The sequence below is a fragment of the Novosphingobium sp. genome, assembly GCF_965214355.1.
Classification (GTDB): domain Bacteria; phylum Pseudomonadota; class Alphaproteobacteria; order Sphingomonadales; family Sphingomonadaceae; genus Novosphingobium.
In genome coordinates, this window is record NZ_CBDCBI010000002.1 from 1,305,967 (window position 1) to 1,328,537 (window position 22,571).

General features: G+C 61.4%; 3 protein-coding genes. 2 read left to right on the forward strand and 1 reads right to left on the reverse strand.

The window, feature by feature from the left end; translation table 11 throughout:
• The first annotated feature begins 364 nt into the window (after window positions 1–364).
• The gene (locus ACOOE2_RS06575; protein ID WP_420382221.1) at window positions 365–19,462 is read left to right on the forward strand and encodes an Ig-like domain-containing protein; all 19,098 of its coding nucleotides are present in this window, start codon (window positions 365–367) and stop codon (window positions 19,460–19,462) included.
• Between the two features lie 77 nt (window positions 19,463–19,539).
• Here the strand turns inward: ACOOE2_RS06575 and ACOOE2_RS06580 are convergent, their stop codons facing one another.
• Window positions 19,540–20,454, reverse strand: coding sequence for an efflux RND transporter periplasmic adaptor subunit (locus ACOOE2_RS06580; RefSeq protein ID WP_420382222.1), 915 nt, complete (start codon window positions 20,452–20,454; stop codon window positions 19,540–19,542).
• Window positions 20,455–20,889: 435 nt separating this feature from the next.
• Between ACOOE2_RS06580 and ACOOE2_RS06585 the strand changes: the two genes are divergently transcribed.
• Window positions 20,890–22,563, forward strand: coding sequence for an HlyD family efflux transporter periplasmic adaptor subunit (locus ACOOE2_RS06585; protein ID WP_420382223.1), 1,674 nt, complete (start codon window positions 20,890–20,892; stop codon window positions 22,561–22,563).
• Window positions 22,564–22,571 lie beyond the last annotated feature (8 nt).

The window sequence follows — 22,571 nt, forward strand, 5'->3', positions numbered from 1 at the left end:
TGATTCCAATATATCGTGATCATTGATGCGGCAATCGCGTCAAATTGCCTTGCGCAAACATCAACGCGGCAATACCCATCAATCTCATCAAGATTCTGGCATGACGGGATCGGCCTTGTCATGCAATCGCGCCCCAGGATTGGGTGCGGTGGGTGCTTGAATGTTTCGGAAATGTTTCAAATATTTCCGGAATAGCTTGGATTTGCTGGGGGGGCATATGAATAAGCCTTTAAACGCCAAAGATTTTTTGCTCAGTGGCCGGTCTATTTGGGCCAGGCTTCCGAAGCGTTCCACCAAACAACGGCTGCTTGAAGGCGTTGGTGGCGCTCCTTTGATAATCGAAGCGCTCGAGCCGAGAATCTTGTTGAGCAACACGCCAACTGGCACTGTCATTGCCAGCGATATCAATCCGGCGGCAGTCAAAGACACTGACGGTACGCAGATCCAGATCGTCATGACAGGTGCGGGCCACTGGCAATTGTTGCAGGGTGCCGGTGCGGATCCAACTCTTCAGTTCACCGGAACCAACAGCACCACGACCGTGACCATTCTCACTTCGGGGGGGGACGGTCGTTTCGCGCTTTCGGATGTCACGGTCGGCGGCTCGATCAAGGCGATTTCGGCCAGCAAGGTCGATCTCGACGGCAACGTCGCCATTTCGGGCAGCATTACCTCGCTGGTGCTTGGCAATGTCAATGGACCTTCAACTCTGTCGGTGACCGGTTCTGCAACGATCGCCAAGCTTTCGCTTGGATTGGTCAAGGATCTTACCGTCAATGCTGCCGGTTCAATCGGCACGCTGTCCGTGCAGGATTGGTCGAGTTCAGCGTCGGGCGTGAACCTGATCACAGGTTCGTCGATCGGCTTGTTGTCGAGTGCGGGCAATTTCAATGCCTCGCTCAACTTGTCCGGGCAAGGCACCGTCGGTGCCGTCCTGACCAGTGCGTCGATCAATGGAACGCTGGGTGGCGGAACCTGGTATGTAAAAGGCAATGTCGGCCAGATTTCGGCCAAAACGGTGGCGCAAGGCTGGCGCGGCGACGTCGTCGGCGCGATGAGCCAGCTTTTGACCAGCGGCGATTTCGATGGTCAGGTGGCAGTCGCCGTGCTCAACAGCCTGGCAGTCGGCGGCAATCTGGCAAATGCCGATATTTTAGTCGGGGCCGATCTGGGCCAGGATGCTACGCTTGGCGGCACTGGTCTCAATGCGGACACGTTTGGTCAAGGCGTGCTGGCCAGCGTGCGCGTTACGGGCGCTGTAACCAATTCGCAAATCCGAGTCGGTGTCGATCCGGTCGATGGCGTGTACGACAACGGTAACGACGTCCTGGCCTCGGGCAAGGGTAGTCAAATCCAGCAATTGGTCGTCGGCGGCGCACTCGACACGAATTCGCTGATCGAAGCACGCACTTTGCCGGTCAATGTCCGCGTCAACGGCAAAACGATCGATCCGTTAGCCGATAACCATTTCGTGACCAAGCCGCTCAACACGGTAGGAATCGCGCTGACGGGGGCGCTTGCTGTCGATACGGGCGTGTCGGCCAGCGACGGCATCACGTCAAACCCCGCGATCAAGGGCACGGCGATCGCAGCCGGTGGCAGCCAGGGCATCGCCAGTTTTACCGCCGGGCTCGATTCGGCGCCAACATCGGCCTATGTCAGTGAATTGGCCTCGGTCGCCTCAAACGGGTCGTTCCAGATCACCCAGGCGATGCTTAACGCCATGGCCGGAGGGACTCTGGCCGATGGCACGCATACAGTCCATCTGATCGCCATCGACAAGTCCGGCGCCAAAACCACGCTCGATATTACCTTCACGCTCGATACGGCAGCACCGACGACGCCGACATTCGATCTGTCGACGGCTTCCGATACCCCACCGACCGGCGATCATGCCACGGACCAGTCCACCGTCACATTGTCGGGTGTTACCACTGCCGGCACCACCGTGACGCTAGCGCCCGGCAACGGTTCGATCGTGGCCGGTACTGATGGCACTTTCAGCTTTACCAACGTGACGTTGAACCTGGGTGCCAACGCCCTTACCGCGACGGCGACCGATCTGGCAGGCAATACCTCCACTTATGCTCTGACGATCACGCGCACCGCGACCCCGACCGTCATCATTGCGCAACTCGCCAACGACACCGGCGCAAAATCAGACGACAAGATCACGTCCGATCCGTCGATTTCCGGCACGCTGACCAAGGATGCCGGGACCACCATCGCCAGCTTCACCGCAGGTTTCGACAACGCTGCCGGCAACACTTATGCCAATATCCTGAGCACGCTCACCAACGGGACGTTTGCGCTCAGCAAGACGTTGATCAACACGATTGCCGGCGGAACGCTGGCCGACGGTCAACATGTTCTGCATCTGATCGCGAAGGATGGCGCGGGCAATACCACGCAGTTGGATTTTAGCTTCACACTGCTGAGCGCCGCCCCTGCCGCGCCTGTCTTCGATCTTGCCGCCACCGACAAGATTGGCTCTACCGGGCATCAGACCAGTTCCGCCAATGCCGGCATCACCGGTACGGCCGTGGCGGGCAGCACCGTTACCCTGGGCTCGCTCACCACAATCGCCAGCAACAGCGGGACGTTCCAGTTCAGTTCGGTACCGCTGACCACCGGCGACAACGTGCTGACGGTGAAAGTCATCGATCCGGCGGGTAACACCAGCAGCGCTTCGCTGACCGTAACGCGCGTGGCGCCAACCAGCACCACCAACCAGTCGCTTGACTGGAACAAGATCACGCTACAGGCGGTCCAGAACGACGGTTCGGCGCCCGAAATCGCGTCTCGCACGCTGGCGATGGAAAGCATCGCGGTCTATGATTCGCTCGGCGCGATCAACGGCACGCCGGGCTATTACGTGACAACGACCGCACCCGCGGGTGCTTCGGCCGACGCGGCGACTGCTGCAGCGGCCTATGCGATCCTGTCCTATATCTACCCTGGACAGCAGGCCGCATTCGACTCGCTTTACGCCGCCGCCCTGGCCAAGATTCCCGACGGACAATCCAAGCTCGACGGCATGGTGCTGGGCAAGACGATTGCCGATCAGATCATCCAGATCCGCTCGACCGACGGCTTCAATGCCTATACGACATATGACGGCAGCACCGCGGTCGGACAGTGGCGCCCGACCGCGCCGATGTACAGCAACGCTGAAAACCCGCAATGGGCCAACCTGACCCCGTTCGCGATGACCAGCCCCAGTCAGTTCCGCCCGGCAGGCCCACCCGACATGACTAGCCAGGCCTATGCCGACGCGGTCAACAAGACCGAATCGCTTGGCGCCGCCAACAGCACCACCCGCACCGCCGACGAAACGCAAATCGCGCGGTTCTGGGCCGATGGTTCGGGCACGTATACGCCGCCCGGCGCCTGGAACCAGATTGCCGAAGACGTGTCGACGGCGAAGGGCACCAGCCTGCTGCAAAGCGCCAAGATGTTCGCGCTGCTCAACATTGCCGAGGGCGACGCGGCGATAGCGGCCTGGGATGCCAAATATGCCTTTGGGGCCTGGCGCCCCGACACCGCGATCCAGAATGCCAACCAGATCGGCAACAGCGCTATTACCCAGGATTCGACCTGGCAGCCGCTGTTGCTCGATCCCGCGTTCCCCGAATATATTTCGGGCCATTCGGCTTTCAGCGCGGCGGCCGCGACCGTGCTGGCCAGCATTTTTGGCGACAACACCAGCTTCACCACCACGTCGACCAGTCTCCCCGGTGTTACCCGCAGCTACACCAGTTTCAGCCAGGCCGCAGCCGAGGCCGGGGAAAGCCGCATCTATGGCGGTATCCACTTCGAATTTTCCGACCAGGATGGCCTGACGCTCGGCGCCGAAGTCGGGAACTGGGCCATCCAGGCGTTCAACCAGAAACAGGACACGCAACCGCCACGGCTGCTGATCGATCAGCCTGAAGGTATCTACACCAATCAGGCCCTGTCCGTTACCGGTCATATCACCGACAATCTGTCGGGCGTCGCCTCGCTTACCGTCTCGATCGACGGTGGCACGGCGCAGGCGGTCAGCTTTGACGCCAAGACCGGTGCGTTTTCGGTCGCAACAGGGCTGAAGCTGGATGGCACGGCAGATGGCGCGCACAAGCTGGTGTTCAACGCCGCCGATGCCGCCGGCAATGCGATCGCGCCGTTCACCTTTGATCTCACGCTATTGACCAAGGCTCCCGCCATCACGCTCGCCACCGGCAGCGTGACCGATGGCGCCACGCTGGATCCCACCGGCGCCTATCTGATCGGCACAGCCAAGCCAGGTGCAGGTGCGCTCGCCGGCCTGTCGTATCAGATCGACAGCGGCGCCAAAACCCCGATCAGTTTCGACAGCGCGGGCGCGTTTGCCCAGACTCTCGACCTGTCGGCGCTGGCCACAGGGGCGCACGCGATCACCCTGTCTGCCACCGATCTTGCCGGCAATGTCACCACCCAGGTGCTCAACGTTTCGCTGCCATCGCTTGTGCCGCTGACGGTATCCTCGCTGACCCCGGCTGATGGCGCGGGCGACATCGGCGTGACCCAGCGCCCCAAGATCACGTTCACGCGGGCGATCAACCCCGCTACACTGACCAGCGACAGTTTCTACGCGACCGACGCCTCGGGCAATACCGTGGCGGCAAAGATCGTCATCGCCAGCGACAACATGTCGGCCTACCTGTTCTTCACCGATCCGCTGCCGGGTTCATCGAATATCACGCTGCATGTCGATGGCAGCAAGATTCGGGGCGCCGCCGACGGCACGTTCCTCGATGCGGCCGGCACCGGCACCGCCGGCAGCGTGCTGACCCAGACTTTCACCACCGTCAGCACCAGCTTTGTCGCCAACACCAGCCTGACCGGCGTCGTGCTCGATCCGGGTCCGGACCTTCAACCGATGACGTTCGATGACGTCCGCGCCGGGCCAGACCAGACCTTGCATACCGCCGATGACAAATACCTGCTGCCGATCGCGGGGGTGAAGGTCTATATCCTCGGGCACGAGGATCAGGCCGTCTATACCGACGCCACCGGCCATTTCACGCTGACCAATGTGCCGACCGGCGATGTCAAGGTTGTGCTCGACGGCACCACCGCGACCAATGATCCGGCCAATTATTATTTCCCCACCATGACGATGGACTCCACGATCAAGGCGGGGCAGTCCAACACGCTGATGGGGTCGATGGGCACCGCTGCCGAGGCAGCGGCGAACGCGACGTATCCCGTAGTCTATCTGCCACGCGTGCAGATGAACATTCTGCAGACCGTGGCGGCCGCCGGCACGACCACCGTGACGGCGGTCCAGGGATCAACCGCAGCCACCACGATCCCGATCACCGATGCACAGCGCCAGATGATCAGCCTGACCGTGGCGGGCGGCAGCGTGCTCGACGCCAATGGCAATCCGTTGGCCAACCCGCAAGTGGGCATCAGCACCGTGCCGGCGGCGCTGGTCAAGGACATGCTGCCGGCTGGGCTTATGCAGCACACGTTCGACATCACCATTCAGGCGCCGGGCGCGTCGGTGTTCACGACGCCCGCGCAATTAACGATGCCGAACGTGTTCAATCTGGCGCCGGGGTCGAAGACTTATATTCTTTCGTTCGACCACCAGACCGGCAAGCTGGTCATTGACGGCACCGCGACGGTGTCTGCAGATGGTCTGACTGTTACGAGCGACCCGGGATCAGGCGTTACGGCGCCGGGTTGGCACGGGATTACGCCTGCCGGAAGCAACACTAACGACAACGCGTCAGGACCGCCCGCAACTGCGCCGGGAACTGCGCCTGGGGATTCAAACAGCAACGATAACGGTGGCGAAACGGGCGGCGATAGCAATCCTAAAGGCGGCCCAACTGATGGGCCCTCTCCGCCAAGCACTCCGCCAAAGCCAGACGACGGATATACAGAGTTTGAAATTGACGCCAGCCTCGTTGGAACGTGGAATGGGTTTACGTTCGACGCTCAAGCAAACGCGTCGCTACCCAGCTTCGGTACTGGCTCAGAAATTGCTTCTGCAGGTACCACCTTCAGCGATCCGGGGCTCGGATGGTTATCATATGCAGGTGAAGCAACCGCCAAACTGACTTCTACGAGCATTGCGCTGGATGCAAACGTTCATCTACCGATTGATCCCGTAACTTTTACAAAAGTACTTAACCCGATCTATGTTCAGGTTCCCGATTCCATCGCGCAATTTATTTCAGATGATTCAACGTTCAATATCGTAACTGCGCAGGGATCTTTGCAGCTTACTGGCAGTGTTGGCATCGAAGGTAAAGTTTCGATCGGCCCTTCCGGAGCCAGTATCTCTGGAACATTGGGGCCTTCGCTTTCGGCTTCTGGCGATTTCAAGATAACCAGTGGTATTCCCTATATCGGTAAGTACCTCAATATTGACGTTCCATTCACTATTCCTCTTGCAGGTCTGCCAACCAAAGATTTCACCATCAATGTTCCGCTGCCAGCCTCCCTGACACCAAGCACAACGTATTCTACGAAAATTGGCGCGGATGCTAGTATTTCGGCGAGCACATCGGGATCAGGATCGGTCAATGTCCACGTTTTCAAGATTGGTTCGACGAGCACTGCAGCTGCGACAAATGATGCTGTTGGTGTTGTCCGGAAGCTTGCTGGGTCGCTTTCAGCCCCGGTTATTGCCGATAGTTCTGCGCAGCAACCTGCAACAGCGGATGTAGCCGCGACACAGAGCCTGCTCGCTGCGACGTCGCCAACGGCTGACATTTTGGGGGTGTCTACATCGACCGGTTTCGGAACAGACAAGTCAATCTATTACCTTTACGTCTTGCCGGACGGTACTGAGATACGTGGGAAAACGGATTTATCCGGAAATTTTGGTGCATTTTTACCACCAAACACGGCATATAATCTCTATCTTTATCAACCATATACCAACTCATCTGGGATATTTAGAGGGACAAGTGGTGAATCTGGTCAGGATATGAACCACAGTTACAAATTTACGCATATTGGCGGTTTTGACGCTAACAATAATGGCATTCCAGACATAGGCGACTATGTGCTGGGGATTGGCATTGCAAATTCGAATGCCGATGGGCTGTCAGATGTCGCAAATCTCCAGCTTGGCATAAACCCCGCTGGTAATTCTGGTCTGAGCACTGGTGTCGTCAGCACTGCCAGTCTGACCGGCAATGCCCAAAGCATTGCGATAGCTGCGGCAAACGACAATTCCGGTATGACTGCCTATGTCGCCAGCGGTACAGGTGGCCTTGCGATTGTCGATGTTTCGAACTTCACCAAACCGACTGTTCTGTCGCAGCTTGCCCTCTCGGGGGACAGCACCGATGTCGCAGTAGATACCACCCGCAACGTGGCGGCAGTCATCACCGACGGCACGCTGAGTCTCATCGATATTTCCAATTCCGCGGCTCCCAAACTCAGCCAGACGGTTACCTTCAACGATGCCGCCAGCCGCGTCGTCCTGCGCGACGGCCTCGCCTATGTCGCCACCGGCAGCAGCATCAGCACCGTCAACATCCTGACCGGCGATATTCTCCAAACCGTCGATCTGTCCTCCAGCGGCGGCGGCACGCTGACCGACCTCACGTTCGATGGCGATACGCTGCTGACGTTCGACACCAATGATACTTTGCGCGCCTTCACGCTCAACGGCGAACTGCTCACCGCGCGCGGCACGCTGGCCGTGCCCGGCAGCGGAGTCGGTGATTCCGGCTTCAGCCGCTCCTATGGTCAGGGACGCATCTCGGCCGGCGGCGGCGTGGTCTATATCGAGGCCGGCAATGGCGGCACCGGCGGCTATCTGACCGTCGATGACAGCAACCCAGATGCGCTGAAGCTCGACAGCGATGTGCAGAAGTTCGGCATCGCCGGGACTGCCATGGCGCTCAATGGGTCTGGGCTAGGTGTTGCCGTCGGCGGCAGCAATTTCGTCTTCGGCGGCTTCCAGAGCCTTGATGTGCTCAACGTTGCCGATCCCACCAACACCGGCAACTTCGTTACCCGCATCAATCTGCCCAGCGCGCCCAGCGATGTCGCCATCGCCAATGGCATTGCCTTTGTGGCTGACGGCACCTCGGGCCTGCAGGTGGTCAACTACCTCGGCTTCGATACCAAGGGTGTCGCGCCAAAGGTTACAGTCAACGTGGGTGCGGTGGACCGCGATCCGAATACGGCGGGCGTTCAGGTGGTCGAGGGCGATGTCATCCACATCACGCCGACCGTCACCGACGATGTGCAAGTGCGCAATGTCGAACTGCTGGTCGATGGCAAAGTGGTCGAAAACGATCCCAGCTATCCGTTTTCGTTCTCCACGCTGGCGCCCAGCATCGCCACCGGCGGCACGTCGCTGTCGCTGCAAGTGCGTGCGACCGACACCGGCGGCAATGTAACCACCAGCGATCCGATCACGCTGACCGTGGTCAAGGACACGTTCCCACCGACCGTGGTCAAGACCAGCGTGGCGGAAAACGCCAAGCTGTTTTTTGCCAAATCGATCGACGTCACGTTCAGCAAGACGCTCGACCTGACCCAGCTATCCGCAGCAGGCGTTTCCTTGGTCAATGTTGGCCCGGACGGCGTCGCCGGCACCACCGATGATATTTCGGTCGCGTTCAAACTCGATACACGCGCCAATGGCCAGATCGTCTCGGTCCTTCCCACCGGCGACTTGCCGGCGGGGACGTATAATCTGACGATCGCCGCCGCCTCCATCGTCGATCATTCGGGCAATGTCGGGACCAGCCCGGTCACGCTCGATTTCACCATCCGCCCGGCCAGCAATATCAAGGCGACCAGCGGTGCGCCCGCCGCCACCCAGGCGCCGTCGGCGAACCCCGGCCAGTTGATCACCGTGCCGGTGCCGTTCGACCCTAGCACCGGCTATGCCACATTCAACGTGATCGATGGCAGCGGCGCCAAATCCACACGCGATGTCCAGGCCACCAGCTACGACAAGACCAAAGGCACAGCGACATTTGCGGTGCCCATCGACGCGGTCAGCGGCGATATCACCGTCTATGGCAAAGTCGGCACCACGGTCACCAATTTCACCGAAGGTACGTTCCCGCTTCAGGTCATACCTGTTGTGACGGGTGTGAGTTCGGTGAGCGTGAACGGGGATGGTACGGCGACGATCACGTTGACGGGCCTGGGCTTTGTCGAGGGCAACGGCAGCGTGTATCACATCGGCGGGAGCGATGTGTCGGATCCGAGCGTGAGCGCTGGGCCCGATGTGAGTTACCGCTACGACAGCACGCTGGGTTATGTTTACAACGGCGCGGTAACACTGCGGGTGCCGTTGGGTGCGGTGAGCGTTGGCGCGATCAGCGTGACGACGGCGGGCGGGACGAGCGCGGCATTCAGCGCGGGGCTGAGTTCGATCGTGGCGACGGCGTTGTCGGGGACCCCTGCGAACGCGGCGCTGGCGTCTGCGAACCCTGGGCAGGCGGTGACGCTCAAGGGCACGGGTCTGACGACATCGAGCCAGGTGGTGCTCAGCTATCTCGACAGCAACGGCACGCAGCAATGGACGGTGCTGGCACCCAGCCAGGCGTCGACCGACGGGACCAGTGCAACGCTGCAATTGCCCAACTATGTCAACGGCGCGTTCAGCGTGCAGATGTTTGGTGCCAGTGCGGCGCCGGTGCTGCAGATCGTGCCGGTGGTGACGGCGGTGACCGAGAACGGCACCACGCTGACACTGGGCGGTGCGGGTTTTGCCGAAGGGTCGGCAACGTCACCTGCGACGTACACCATCGGCAATGCCAGCGTGACCGACACCGCAGGCATTGCCGGGCCGGATGTGACCTCTGGCTACATCAACGGCGCGTACACGGCGGGCAATGGCCTGGTCAATATCACCGACCCCACGCATGGCACGGGCAATGTCACCGTCACCACCGCAGGCGGCACCTCGGCGGCGGTGAGCCAGCCGGTGATCGAGCCGGGCCTGGGCAATCTGGGTGAAGTCGCGGTCGATACCACCAGCGGCGCAACCTGGGTTGTCTCGGGCAGCAACCCGTCGGCAATCACCAAGATCAATCCGGCAACCGGCGCCACGCTGCAGACGATTGCGCTGCCCAGCGCAACCTTTGGCAATACGCAGATCGGGTATGCAGGCCTGCAGATTGCGCCGGCCGCGTTCACGCTGGGCACGACCAGCGTGGCCAAGGGCAGCCTGCTGTACTTCAACGGGTATAATTACAACGGTGCATCGGTGTTCGCACTGAACCCGGCCACAGGCGCGGTGATCGCCTCGCTCAGCCTGGGCAGCTTTGGCGGATACTTCACCAGCGGCCTTTACGATCCCACCAGCGGGCATTTCTTCCTGGCATCCACCAGCGACGGCAAGATCCACGAAGTCAACGCCCAGACCGGGGCAGAAGTGTCCAGCTTCGCTGCGCCAATGGGTGTCAGCTATAGCGGCCTGGCGATCGACCCGGTCACGGGCAACTTGTGGTTCGGCAGCAACGCCACCACGATCTACCAGATCGACCGCACCGGCACTGTGCTCAAGCAAGTCGACCTGTCCACCCAGGGCTTCTCCGGTACAATCTCCGGCCTTGCCTTCAATGCCGCAGGCAAACTGCTGGTCACCAACATCAGCGGTACGGTCCTGGTCGCCGACCTTGGCTATGATCCGGCGGTGAAGTCACCGACCTTGACGTCGGTAACGGCGCTGGCAGCAGATGGCACGCCACTGGCGACAGGGGTGGCTTCGGCCAACGTGGGGCAGGCGATCTTGCTGACCGGCACCAATTTCGGCGCGGGCAGCGAAGTGATTTTCCAGACTCGCGCGCAGGACGGAACGCTGGGCCAGGTGACGGTGGCGCCGAACGATGTCAGCGCCGATGGCACGACGATGCAGGTGATCGTGCCGACGCTGGCGGCGACCGGCAATATCCAGGTGGTCAATGTCGGTGCGCAGAATCTGGGTATCAACGGTACCGATGCGATTTATCGCAAGGTCACGCTCAGCTTCACGGCAACCGGCGCCACATCGACGCTGAGTTTTGGCGATGAAGGCTTGCAGAACGGGCTGAGTTGGGGTCTCGACAATGTTGCGGTGAGCCAGGGTGCGACGCCGGTATTCTCGGACACTTTCGAAGGCGGGGCCAAGACGAACTGGAGCAGCCAGGCCACCGACACCAGTGCGCCTGGCACGTTCAGCCAGTTTTCCGGCCAGTTCAGCAATGCCACGCAAAAACTCAGCCTGACCGGGCTGACCGCGGGCAAGACCTATACGCTCAGCTTTGACCTCGATGTACTGGGCAATTGGGCCGGAACGAGCGGATCCGATTTCTTCGATGTCACGGCGGACGGCACATCGCTGATGCACCAGGCATTTGTCAATGCCAGCCCCTACGCCACAAACAACGGTGCGGTGCAGACCTACAACACGAGCGCGGGTCATAAGTTGCAGATCGTGCCGACACTGAACGGACGGAGCGGTGCGGAACTGCTGGGCAGCGGCTTCCAGGCCGGTGCGACCACGGTGACCGTGGGCGGGGTGAAAGTTTCAGAACCCTATGCCAACCAGTCCGATCTCTATGTCAACAATTCGTCCAACAGCGACTTGCACTATACGGCGCCGTTGAGCCTGGATGGTCCGATCCAGGTGACCACCGATGGTGGCTCTGTCCAGATCGCAGGGTCTGCCTTTGCCGCACAACCGCCCGTGAACTTTACGGGTATCCAGTCGGTGGCCGCGCAAGGAACGGTTGCCGATACGTCGAAGGCCTCGGCCAATGCCGGGCAGACGATCACGTTGGTGGGTCAGGGCTTTACTGGAAACACACTGGTGCAGTTTGCCGCCACCGACGACAGCGGCACATCGGGCGTGGTGACACGCACCGGCACGGCCAGCAGCGATGGCACCAGTCTGACGATCGTGGTGCCTGAACTGGCGAAGACCGGGACGGTCAAGGTGCTGGGCAGCAATGCCAGCTATACCTTGCAGGTGGTGCCGGTGCTGCGCTCGGTGGGCGGCACGGTCACGGCGGGCCAGACGATCGAACTGGATGGCAGCGGGCTGGTCGGGTCCGAACTGCAAGTGGCGATCGACGGGATTGGCGTGGGCACGTTTGCCGTGCGCACGATCTCCGACGGCTCGCTCGCCAGTGGCAACCTGCCGCAGCAGGTGTTGACGCTGGTGGTGCCCAACGGGGTAGGCGCGGGCAAGATCACGCTGTCGACCAACGGCGGATCGGCCGCAATCCAGACCGGCACGACGATCGCCGCGCAAAGCGCGCTGACGCTGACAGGCACTGTCGACAACACATTGGCGAGCGCAACCGCGCTGACGCTCGGCCTGAACAGTTCGCAAGCGATCAATGCCTCGACCGACGATGCCGCGCATGACGGGCTGAACGTCAATCTCTATAAAGTCACCCTGACGGCCGGTGATCTGCTCAACCTCGGTTTGAACAGCAGCACGTATGAGCATCTGCGGATATTCGATGCCACGGGCAAGGAACTGCTGTCGCAATATACCAGCGGTACTACCACGTTGCAGTGGACAGCGCCGGCCGCGGGGACCTATTACATCGGGGTCAGCGGCTATTATAACACCAGCTACGACCCGGCCAAGGCGAACAGCGGCGCCAGTGGCGGGTATTATGGTACGTATCAATTGACGCTGGCGCGGCAGGCGTCGGGCAGCACCACGTTGACCGGGATCACCGCTTCGGCAACCTCGGGCACACCTGCCAAGACGGGTATCGCCTCGGCCAATACCGGCCAGACGATCACGATTACCGGCAATGGGCTGACGTCGTCGGATCAGGTGGTGTTCACCCAGGACTATAACGGGACGATCTCGACAACGACCGTTACGCCGGTCAGTGTTGCGGCCGATGGCAAAAGTCTGACGGTGGTAATACCAACGCTGGCGACAAGCGGCATGGTACGACTGGCGCGCGAACAGGCTGGCATCTTCCTGCAGGTGGTGCCGACGCTGGGCACTGTCACCATGAGTACCGGCGACGGGTTTGCCGGCCAGCAGTACACGATTACCGGAACCGGTTTCACCCAGGATGCCGAGAGCGTGACGATGGGCGGCGCGACGTTGAACGCGGTGGGCCATTATTACTACAACAACACGCAAGTTTACGTGACCGTGCCGAACGGGACAAATGTAGCAACCGGCCCGATCAGCGTGACCACGCTGGGTGGGACGAGCACGACCTTTCAACGTAGCCTGACCGGGATCACTGCCAGCGCGACGAGCGGCAGCGCGAAGACCACGGGCAAAGCCTCGGCCAATCCGGGGCAGACGATCACGATCACCGGTACCAACCTCACCGCCGATACGGTGGTGCTGTTCCAGACGATCGATGGCAATGGCACGGTCAGCGTGACCAAGGTCAATCCGGCAACGGTTGCCGCCGACGGAACTTCGGCGCAAGTCGTGGTGCCGCTTACGGTGGTCAGCGGCGTGGTGCGGGTGCTGGGCGACACCACCAACAGCGCACTGGCGCTTCAGGTCATACCTGTTGTGACGGGTGTGAGTTCGGTGAGCGTGAACGGGGATGGTACGGCGACGATCACGTTGACGGGCCTGGGCTTTGTCGAGGGCAACGGCAGCGTGTATCACATCGGCGGGAGCGATGTGTCGGATCCGAGCGTGAGCGCGGGTCCCGATGTGAACTACCGCTATGATAGCGTGCTGGGTTATGTTTACAACGGCGCGGTAACGCTGCGGGTGCCGCTGGGTGCTGTGAGCGTTGGTGCGATCAGCGTGACGACGGCGGGCGGGACGAGCGCGGCATTCAGCGCGGGGCTGAGTTCGATCGTGGCGACGGCGTTGTCGGGGACCCCTGCCAATGCGGCGCTGGCGTCTGCGAACCCTGGGCAGGCGGTGACGCTCAAGGGCACGGGTCTGACGACATCGAGCCAGGTGGTGCTCAGCTATCTCGACAGCAACGGCACGCAGCAATGGACGGTGCTGGCACCCAGCCAGGCGTCGACCGACGGGACCAGTGCAACGCTGCAATTGCCCAACTATGTCAACGGCGCGTTCAGCGTGCAGATGTTTGGTGCCAGTGCGGCGCCGGTGCTGCAGATCGTGCCGGTGGTGACGGCGGTGACCGAGAACGGCACCACGCTGACACTGGGCGGTGCGGGTTTTGCCGAAGGGTCGGCAACGTCACCTGCGACGTACACCATCGGCAATGCCAGCGTGACCGACACCGCAGGCAACGCCGGGCCGGATGTGACCTCTGGCTACATCAACGGCGCGTACACGGCGGGCAATGGCCTGGTCAATATCACCGACCCCACGCATGGCACGGGCAATGTCACCGTCACCACCGCAGGCGGCACCTCGGCGGCGGTGAGCCAGCCGGTGATCGATCCGGGCCTGGGCAATCTGGGTGAAGTCGCGGTCGATCCCACCAGCGGCGCAACCTGGGTTGTCTCGGGCAGCAACCCGTCGGCAATCACCAAGATCAATCCGGCAACCGGCGCCACGCTGCAGACGATTGCGCTGCCCAGCGCAACCTTTGGCAATACGCAGATCGGGTATGCAGGCCTGCAGATTGCGCCGGCCGCGTTCACGCTGGGCACGACCAGCGTGGCCAAGGGCAGCCTGCTGTACTTCAACGGGTATAATTACAACGGTGCATCGGTGTTCGCACTGAACCCGGCCACAGGCGCGGTGATCGCCTCGCTCAGCCTGGGCAGCTTTGGCGGATACTTCACCAGCGGCCTTTACGATCCCACCAGCGGGCATTTCTTCCTGGCATCCACCAGCGACGGCAAGATCCACGAAGTCAACGCCCAGACCGGGGCAGAAGTGTCCAGCTTCGCTGCGCCAATGGGTGTCAGCTATAGCGGCCTGGCCATCGACCCGGTCACGGGCAACTTGTGGTTCGGCAGCAACGCCACCACGATCTACCAGATCGACCGCACCGGCACTGTGCTCAAGCAAGTCGACCTGTCCACCCAGGGCTTCTCCGGTACAATCTCCGGCCTTGCCTTCAATGCCGCAGGCAAACTGCTGGTCACCAACATCAGCGGTACGGTCCTGGTCGCCGACCTTGGCTATGATCCGGCGGTGAAGTCACCGACCTTGACGTCGGTAACGGCGCTGGCAGCAGATGGCACGCCACTGGCGACAGGGGTGGCTTCGGCCAACGTGGGGCAGGCGATCTTGCTGACCGGCACCAATTTCGGCGCGGGCAGCGAAGTGATTTTCCAGACTCGCGCGCAGGACGGAACGCTGGGCCAGGTGACGGTGGCGCCGAACGATGTCAGCGCCGATGGCACGACGATGCAGGTGATCGTGCCGACGCTGGCGGCGACCGGCAATATCCAGGTGGTCAATGTCGGTGCGCAGAATCTGGGTATCAACGGTACCGATGCGATTTATCGCAAGGTCACGCTCAGCTTCACGGCAACCGGCGCCACATCGACGCTGAGTTTTGGCGATGAAGGCTTGCAGAACGGGCTGAGTTGGGGTCTCGACAATGTTGCGGTGAGCCAGGGTGCGACGCCGGTATTCTCGGACACTTTCGAAGGCGGGGCCAAGACGAACTGGAGCAGCCAGGCCACCGACACCAGTGCGCCTGGCACGTTCAGCCAGTTTTCCGGCCAGTTCAGCAATGCCACGCAAAAACTCAGCCTGACCGGGCTGACCGCGGGCAAGACCTATACGCTCAGCTTTGACCTCGATGTACTGGGCAATTGGGCCGGAACGAGCGGATCCGATTTCTTCGATGTCACGGCGGACGGCACATCGCTGATGCACCAGGCATTTGTCAATGCCAGCCCCTACGCCACAAACAACGGTGCGGTGCAGACCTACAACACGAGCGCGGGTCATAAGTTGCAGATCGTGCCGACACTGAACGGACGGAGCGGTGCGGAACTGCTGGGCAGCGGCTTCCAGGCCGGTGCGACCACGGTGACCGTGGGCGGGGTGAAAGTTTCAGAACCCTATGCCAACCAGTCCGATCTCTATGTCAACAATTCGTCCAACAGCGACTTGCACTATACGGCGCCGTTGAGCCTGGATGGTCCGATCCAGGTGACCACCGATGGTGGCTCTGTCCAGATCGCAGGGTCTGCCTTTGCCGCACAACCGCCCGTGAACTTTACGGGTATCCAGTCGGTGGCCGCGCAAGGAACGGTTGCCGATACGTCGAAGGCCTCGGCCAATGCCGGGCAGACGATCACGTTGGTGGGTCAGGGCTTTACTGGAAACACACTGGTGCAGTTTGCCGCCACCGACGACAGCGGCACATCGGGCGTGGTGACACGCACCGGCACGGCCAGCAGCGATGGCACCAGTCTGACGATCGTGGTGCCTGAACTGGCGAAGACCGGGACGGTCAAGGTGCTGGGCAGCAATGCCAGCTATACCTTGCAGGTGGTGCCGGTGCTGCGCTCGGTGGGCGGCACGGTCACGGCGGGCCAGACGATCGAACTGGATGGCAGCGGGCTGGTCGGGTCCGAACTGCAAGTGGCGATCGACGGGATTGGCGTGGGCACGTTTGCCGTGCGCACGATCTCCGACGGCTCGCTCGCCAGTGGCAACCTGCCGCAGCAGGTGTTGACGCTGGTGGTGCCCAACGGGGTAGGCGCGGGCAAGATCACGCTGTCGACCAACGGCGGATCGGCCGCAATCCAGACCGGCACGACGATCGCCGCGCAAAGCGCGCTGACGCTGACAGGCACTGTCGACAACACATTGGCGAGCGCAACCGCGCTGACGCTCGGCCTGAACAGTTCGCAAGCGATCAATGCCTCGACCGACGATGCCGCGCATGACGGGCTGAACGTCAATCTCTATAAAGTCACCCTGACGGCCGGTGATCTGCTCAACCTCGGTTTGAACAGCAGCACGTATGAGCATCTGCGGATATTCGATGCCACGGGCAAGGAACTGCTGTCGCAATATACCAGCGGTACTACCACGTTGCAGTGGACAGCGCCGGCCGCGGGGACCTATTACATCGGGGTCAGCGGCTATTATAACACCAGCTACGACCCGGCCAAGGCGAACAGCGGCGCCAGTGGCGGGTATTATGGTACGTATCAATTGACGCTGGCGCGGCAGGCGTCGGGCAGCACCACGTTGACCGGGATCACCGCTTCGGCAACCTCGGGCACACCTGCCAAGACGGGTATCGCCTCGGCCAATACCGGCCAGACGATCACGATTACCGGCAATGGGCTGACGTCGTCGGATCAGGTGGTGTTCACCCAGGACTATAACGGGACGATCTCGACAACGACCGTTACGCCGGTCAGTGTTGCGGCCGATGGCAAAAGTCTGACGGTGGTAATACCAACGCTGGCGACAAGCGGCATGGTACGACTGGCGCGCGAACAGGCTGGCATCTTCCTGCAGGTGGTGCCGACGCTGGGCACTGTCACCATGAGTACCGGCGACGGGTTTGCCGGCCAGCAGTACACGATTACCGGAACCGGTTTCACCCAGGATGCCGAGAGCGTGACGATGGGCGGCGCGACGTTGAACGCGGTGGGCCATTATTACTACAACAACACGCAAGTTTACGTGACCGTGCCGAACGGGACAAATGTAGCAACCGGCCCGATCAGCGTGACCACGCTGGGTGGGACGAGCACGACCTTTCAACGTAGCCTGACCGGGATCACTGCCAGCGCGACGAGCGGCAGCGCGAAGACCACGGGCAAAGCCTCGGCCAATCCGGGGCAGACGATCACGATCACCGGTACCAACCTCACCGCCGATACGGTGGTGCTGTTCCAGACGATCGATGGCAATGGCACGGTCAGCGTGACCAAGGTCAATCCGGCAACGGTTGCCGCCGACGGAACTTCGGCGCAAGTCGTGGTGCCGCTTACGGTGGTCAGCGGCGTGGTGCGGGTGCTGGGCGACACCACCAACAGCGCACTGGCGCTTCAGGTCATACCTGTTGTGACGGGTGTGAGTTCGGTGAGCGTGAACGGGGATGGTACGGCGACGATCACGTTGACGGGCCTGGGCTTTGTCGAGGGCAACGGCAGCGTGTATCACATCGGCGGGAGCGATGTGTCGGATCCGAGCGTGAGCGCGGGTCCCGATGTGAACTACCGCTATGATAGCGTGCTGGGTTATGTTTACAACGGCGCGGTAACGCTGCGGGTGCCGCTGGGTGCTGTGAGCGTTGGTGCGATCAGCGTGACGACGGCGGGCGGGACGAGCGCGGCATTCAGCGCGGGGCTGAGTTCGATCGTGGCGACGGCGTTGTCGGGGACCCCTGCCAATGCGGCGCTGGCGTCTGCGAACCCTGGGCAGGCGGTGACGCTCAAGGGCACGGGTCTGACGACATCGAGCCAGGTGGTGCTCAGCTATCTCGACAGCAACGGCACGCAGCAATGGACGGTGCTGGCACCCAGCCAGGCGTCGACCGACGGGACCAGTGCAACGCTGCAATTGCCCAACTATGTCAACGGCGCGTTCAGCGTGCAGATGTTTGGTGCCAGTGCGGCGCCGGTGCTGCAGATCGTGCCGGTGGTGACGGCGGTGACCGAGAACGGCACCACGCTGACACTGGGCGGTGCGGGTTTTGCCGAAGGGTCGGCAACGTCACCTGCGACGTACACCATCGGCAATGCCAGCGTGACCGACACCGCAGGCAACGCCGGGCCGGATGTGACCTCTGGCTACATCAACGGCGCGTACACGGCGGGCAATGGCCTGGTCAATATCACCGACCCCACGCATGGCACGGGCAATGTCACCGTCACCACCGCAGGCGGCACCTCGGCGGCGGTGAGCCAGCCGGTGATCGATCCGGGCCTGGGCAATCTGGGTGAAGTCGCGGTCGATCCCACCAGCGGCGCAACCTGGGTTGTCTCGGGCAGCAACCCGTCGGCAATCACCAAGATCAATCCGGCAACCGGCGCCACGCTGCAGACGATTGCGCTGCCCAGCGCAACCTTTGGCAATACGCAGATCGGGTATGCAGGCCTGCAGATTGCGCCGGCCGCGTTCACGCTGGGCACGACCAGCGTGGCCAAGGGCAGCCTGCTGTACTTCAACGGGTATAATTACAACGGTGCATCGGTGTTCGCACTGAACCCGGCCACAGGCGCGGTGATCGCCTCGCTCAGCCTGGGCAGCTTTGGCGGATACTTCACCAGCGGCCTTTACGATCCCACCAGCGGGCATTTCTTCCTGGCATCCACCAGCGACGGCAAGATCCACGAAGTCAACGCCCAGACCGGGGCAGAAGTGTCCAGCTTCGCTGCGCCAATGGGTGTCAGCTATAGCGGCCTGGCCATCGACCCGGTCACGGGCAACTTGTGGTTCGGCAGCAACGCCACCACGATCTACCAGATCGACCGCACCGGCACTGTGCTCAAGCAAGTCGACCTGTCCACCCAGGGCTTCTCCGGTACAATCTCCGGCCTTGCCTTCAATGCCGCAGGCAAACTGCTGGTCACCAACATCAGTGGTACGGTCCTGGTCGCCGACCTTGGCTGACAATGGCTGAGGAAGCGAACCGAGTTCCCCGCTATAGCGCGCATCGGGATTTTGGCTCGCGTCGGCGAAGGTGCAGTTCAGGTGCCGGAGATTTCGGCGAATCTGACCTGGCACTGCAGACCGGCGGGTAGCACGCGGCGGGGATTGGCCATTATCAGGCGTATGCCAAATGTCCCGCTGGCGGCATCGATCACGCTGTCTACAACGTCCACCCGCGCCGGATAGGCTCCCTTAAGCGGGGCTTCGGGCGAGACCATTGCGATTGAATTGCGGCGGATACGGCCGAAATAGCGGGTCGGAACGTAGACTTCGACACGCAACGGATCGACTTGTGCCAGTTTGAGTATGGCCGATTTCTCGTCGCGAAATTCGCCAGGATGCAACAAGATTTCGGTCACATAGCCTGAAAACGGACTGCGGATCATCTTTTGATCAAGGACCTTTTGAGTCTGAACCACTTCCAGTCTGGCAACTTGTACCGCTAGCCGGGCTTGTTCGAGTTGTTGTTCCGCAACATGCGCGTCAGAAACCACCTCATCGCGCAACGCGGGTGTGACAAAATGCCGCTCGACCAGTTTTTCGGCGCGTGCTTGGCGCGCATGCAGAAACGCCAGCTTGGCCTCAAGCGCGCCGATCGAAAAGCGGTCCTGCGACCGGGTCTGGGCGAGCGACAGATTTGCCTTCTCCACGTCGTCGGCAAGCCTGCCGAGGACCTGACCCTTTGCCACGAAGTCCCCGCGATCGAAGTAAAGTTTGCTGACAACCCCGACCGCCTGGGTGGCAAGCTTGATAGTCTGATAGGGTTCGATGACACAATTGAAACCGTTGCCGGCGTGCGAAGCGCTGGTGGTGATTGGCATGGCGACTGGGCGGTTTGCCCTTGCTGTAGAAACAACCAGGGCGGCCCCGGTGGCTAGAATCGCCACGAGCGCAGTGCCGATTCGGCGATAGGGCAGGCTGCCAAGCACGGCGGGTTCAGTCTGAGATTTCATGATACCGATTTTCTTGAAATTATAACAAAACAGTTCAACCGCAATGATTAATCGTTACAACGCATTAGTGACATTCATAAGCACGGAAACCATCATAACAAGTGATTCTTGTGCTGTTCAAGTCAAGCTATCAAGCTATGAGCTTGGTGAACTTCTAGTAGGCGGTTGGGAAGTACGTGCCACAATTGTGGCCTAGTTCGGGGCGGGGGCCTGGTGATTCGGCAACAAGATGCAGGACGATCGTCGGCGGCCGGCAATGCGGAACGCACTGCCGCTGGATTCGTGCTGCCGGTCGACGAATCTGCGGTCGCGGATTTCCATGTCCGTTGGTTGCGGTGGCAATGTGGAGAATTGGCAGGCGCCACTGCCGGAATGCTGGTTGTGCAGCATGACCTGACGGGCACATATCGGGTTGCCGCAAGCTGGCCTGATGCAATGCTCGACCTTGCCCATCTGGCCGAAATTGCACGGCAGGCTCTGGCGGGGCAGCATAGTCTCGTTGTCGAGCAGAATGTCGCTCCGTCGATCGGTCGCGCACCTGCAACGATTCCATCGCGGCGCATAGTCATCGGCGTGCCAGTCGCAATTGCGCACGGCGAGCCGCCAGTCGCCGCGGTCGCAGTCGAAATCGACCAGCCGGGCAAAGGCGACGCCGAGCTTCTGACGCGCCGACTGGAATTTGGCAGCGGTTGGATCGCTGCCGTTATGGGCCAAACATTGTTGACGAAGGCGCGCCAAGACGCTGCGCGCGTCGCAACTTTGCTTGATCTTGTGGCGCTGGCCGGGGAACACGACCATATCGGCAGCGCGGCACTAGCAGTGGCCAACGAGCTGGCGGCAACTTTGGAATGCATGCGCGTTTCATTCGGCACTGTCCACGGGACAACGCCTCGGCTGCTGGCCCTGTCGCATTCTTCAGCCTTCGACAGGCGTAGCCAGTTCGCCGAATTGATCGAAAATGCAATGGTAGAAGCCATTCACCAGAAACGCATGCTAGTTATTCCGGAGCACTCGGTGAGCGGCAGTGGAGTAGTGCTGGCTCATCGCCAACTTGCACGGCAGGGTGGGGCAGATACAGTTGTCTCAGTCATGCTGCGCGGACGGGGCGAGGCTGTCGGTGTGCTCACCGCGGAGCGTGGCAATGACCGGGTTTTTCAGCGGGGCGAACTCAGATTACTTGAAACCCTGGGTGCGACTCTGGGGCCGGTCTTCGAACTGATGCAGGAGCGGGATCGGTGGCTGGCTGGCCGCCCGCGGCAATTGCTGCGCGGCGCGGGCCGGCAACTGCGGCGGCGTGACCGGCCCATGATCAAGATATATTGCGCGATGGCCGTGCTGGCGCCGATCGCGCTGTTGCTGATCCCGGCCCCATTCCGGATTTCTGAAAAGTCGGTTCTGGAAGGACAAGTCCAGCGGGTGCTGGTGGCGCCCTTCGATGGCTTTATCCGCGAGGCGCCGGCCCGGGCAGGGGATGTCGTAACGGAGGCGACGGTTTTGGCACGCCTCGATGATCGTGACTTGCTGCTCGAACAGGCGCGCTGGAAAGGCGAGGTGCAAACCCTGCGCGCCAAATACGCCGATGCGTTTGCGCAAAACGACCGTTCCAATGTCATGATCCTGGAGGCGCAACTGCGCGAGGCCGATGCCCAGCTTGCCCTTGCCGACAGCAAGCTCGGCAAGACACGGGTCATCGCGCCGTTTGCCGGGGTCATCGTGTCGGGCGACCTCAGCCAGTCGCTCGGTTCTCCTGTCGAGCGCGGTAAGTCGCTGTTCGAGATCGCGCCGCTCGATCGATTTCGCGTGATAGTGCAGGTCGATGAGCGGGATATGCGGTATGTCCGCGTCGGGCAACATGGCCGCATCATGCTCGCAGGGCTGCCGAGCGAAATCATCCCGCTGACGGTGACCAGGACGACGCCGATTGCGACGGCTGAAGGCGGCCGCAACTATTTCCGCGTCGAAGCCAGCCTTGATCGTCCTGACCCGCGTCTGCGTCCGGGTATGGAAGGTGTCGCCCGGATCGATGTCGGAACGAGCCCGCTGCTGTGGGTCTGGAGCCGCACGCTGGTCGACTGGCTACGGCTATTTTTCTGGAAATGGCAGCCTTGAGGTCATGA

What these genes read in the sequence shown, in the direction of transcription:
- ACOOE2_RS06580 (WP_420382222.1), bottom strand. Translation starts at nt 20,454, where the DNA reads ATGAAATCTCAGACTGAACCCGCCGTGCTTGGCAGCCTGCCCTATCGC.
- ACOOE2_RS06585 (WP_420382223.1), top strand. Translation starts at nt 20,890, where the DNA reads ATGCTCGACCTTGCCCATCTGGCCGAAATTGCACGGCAGGCTCTGGCG.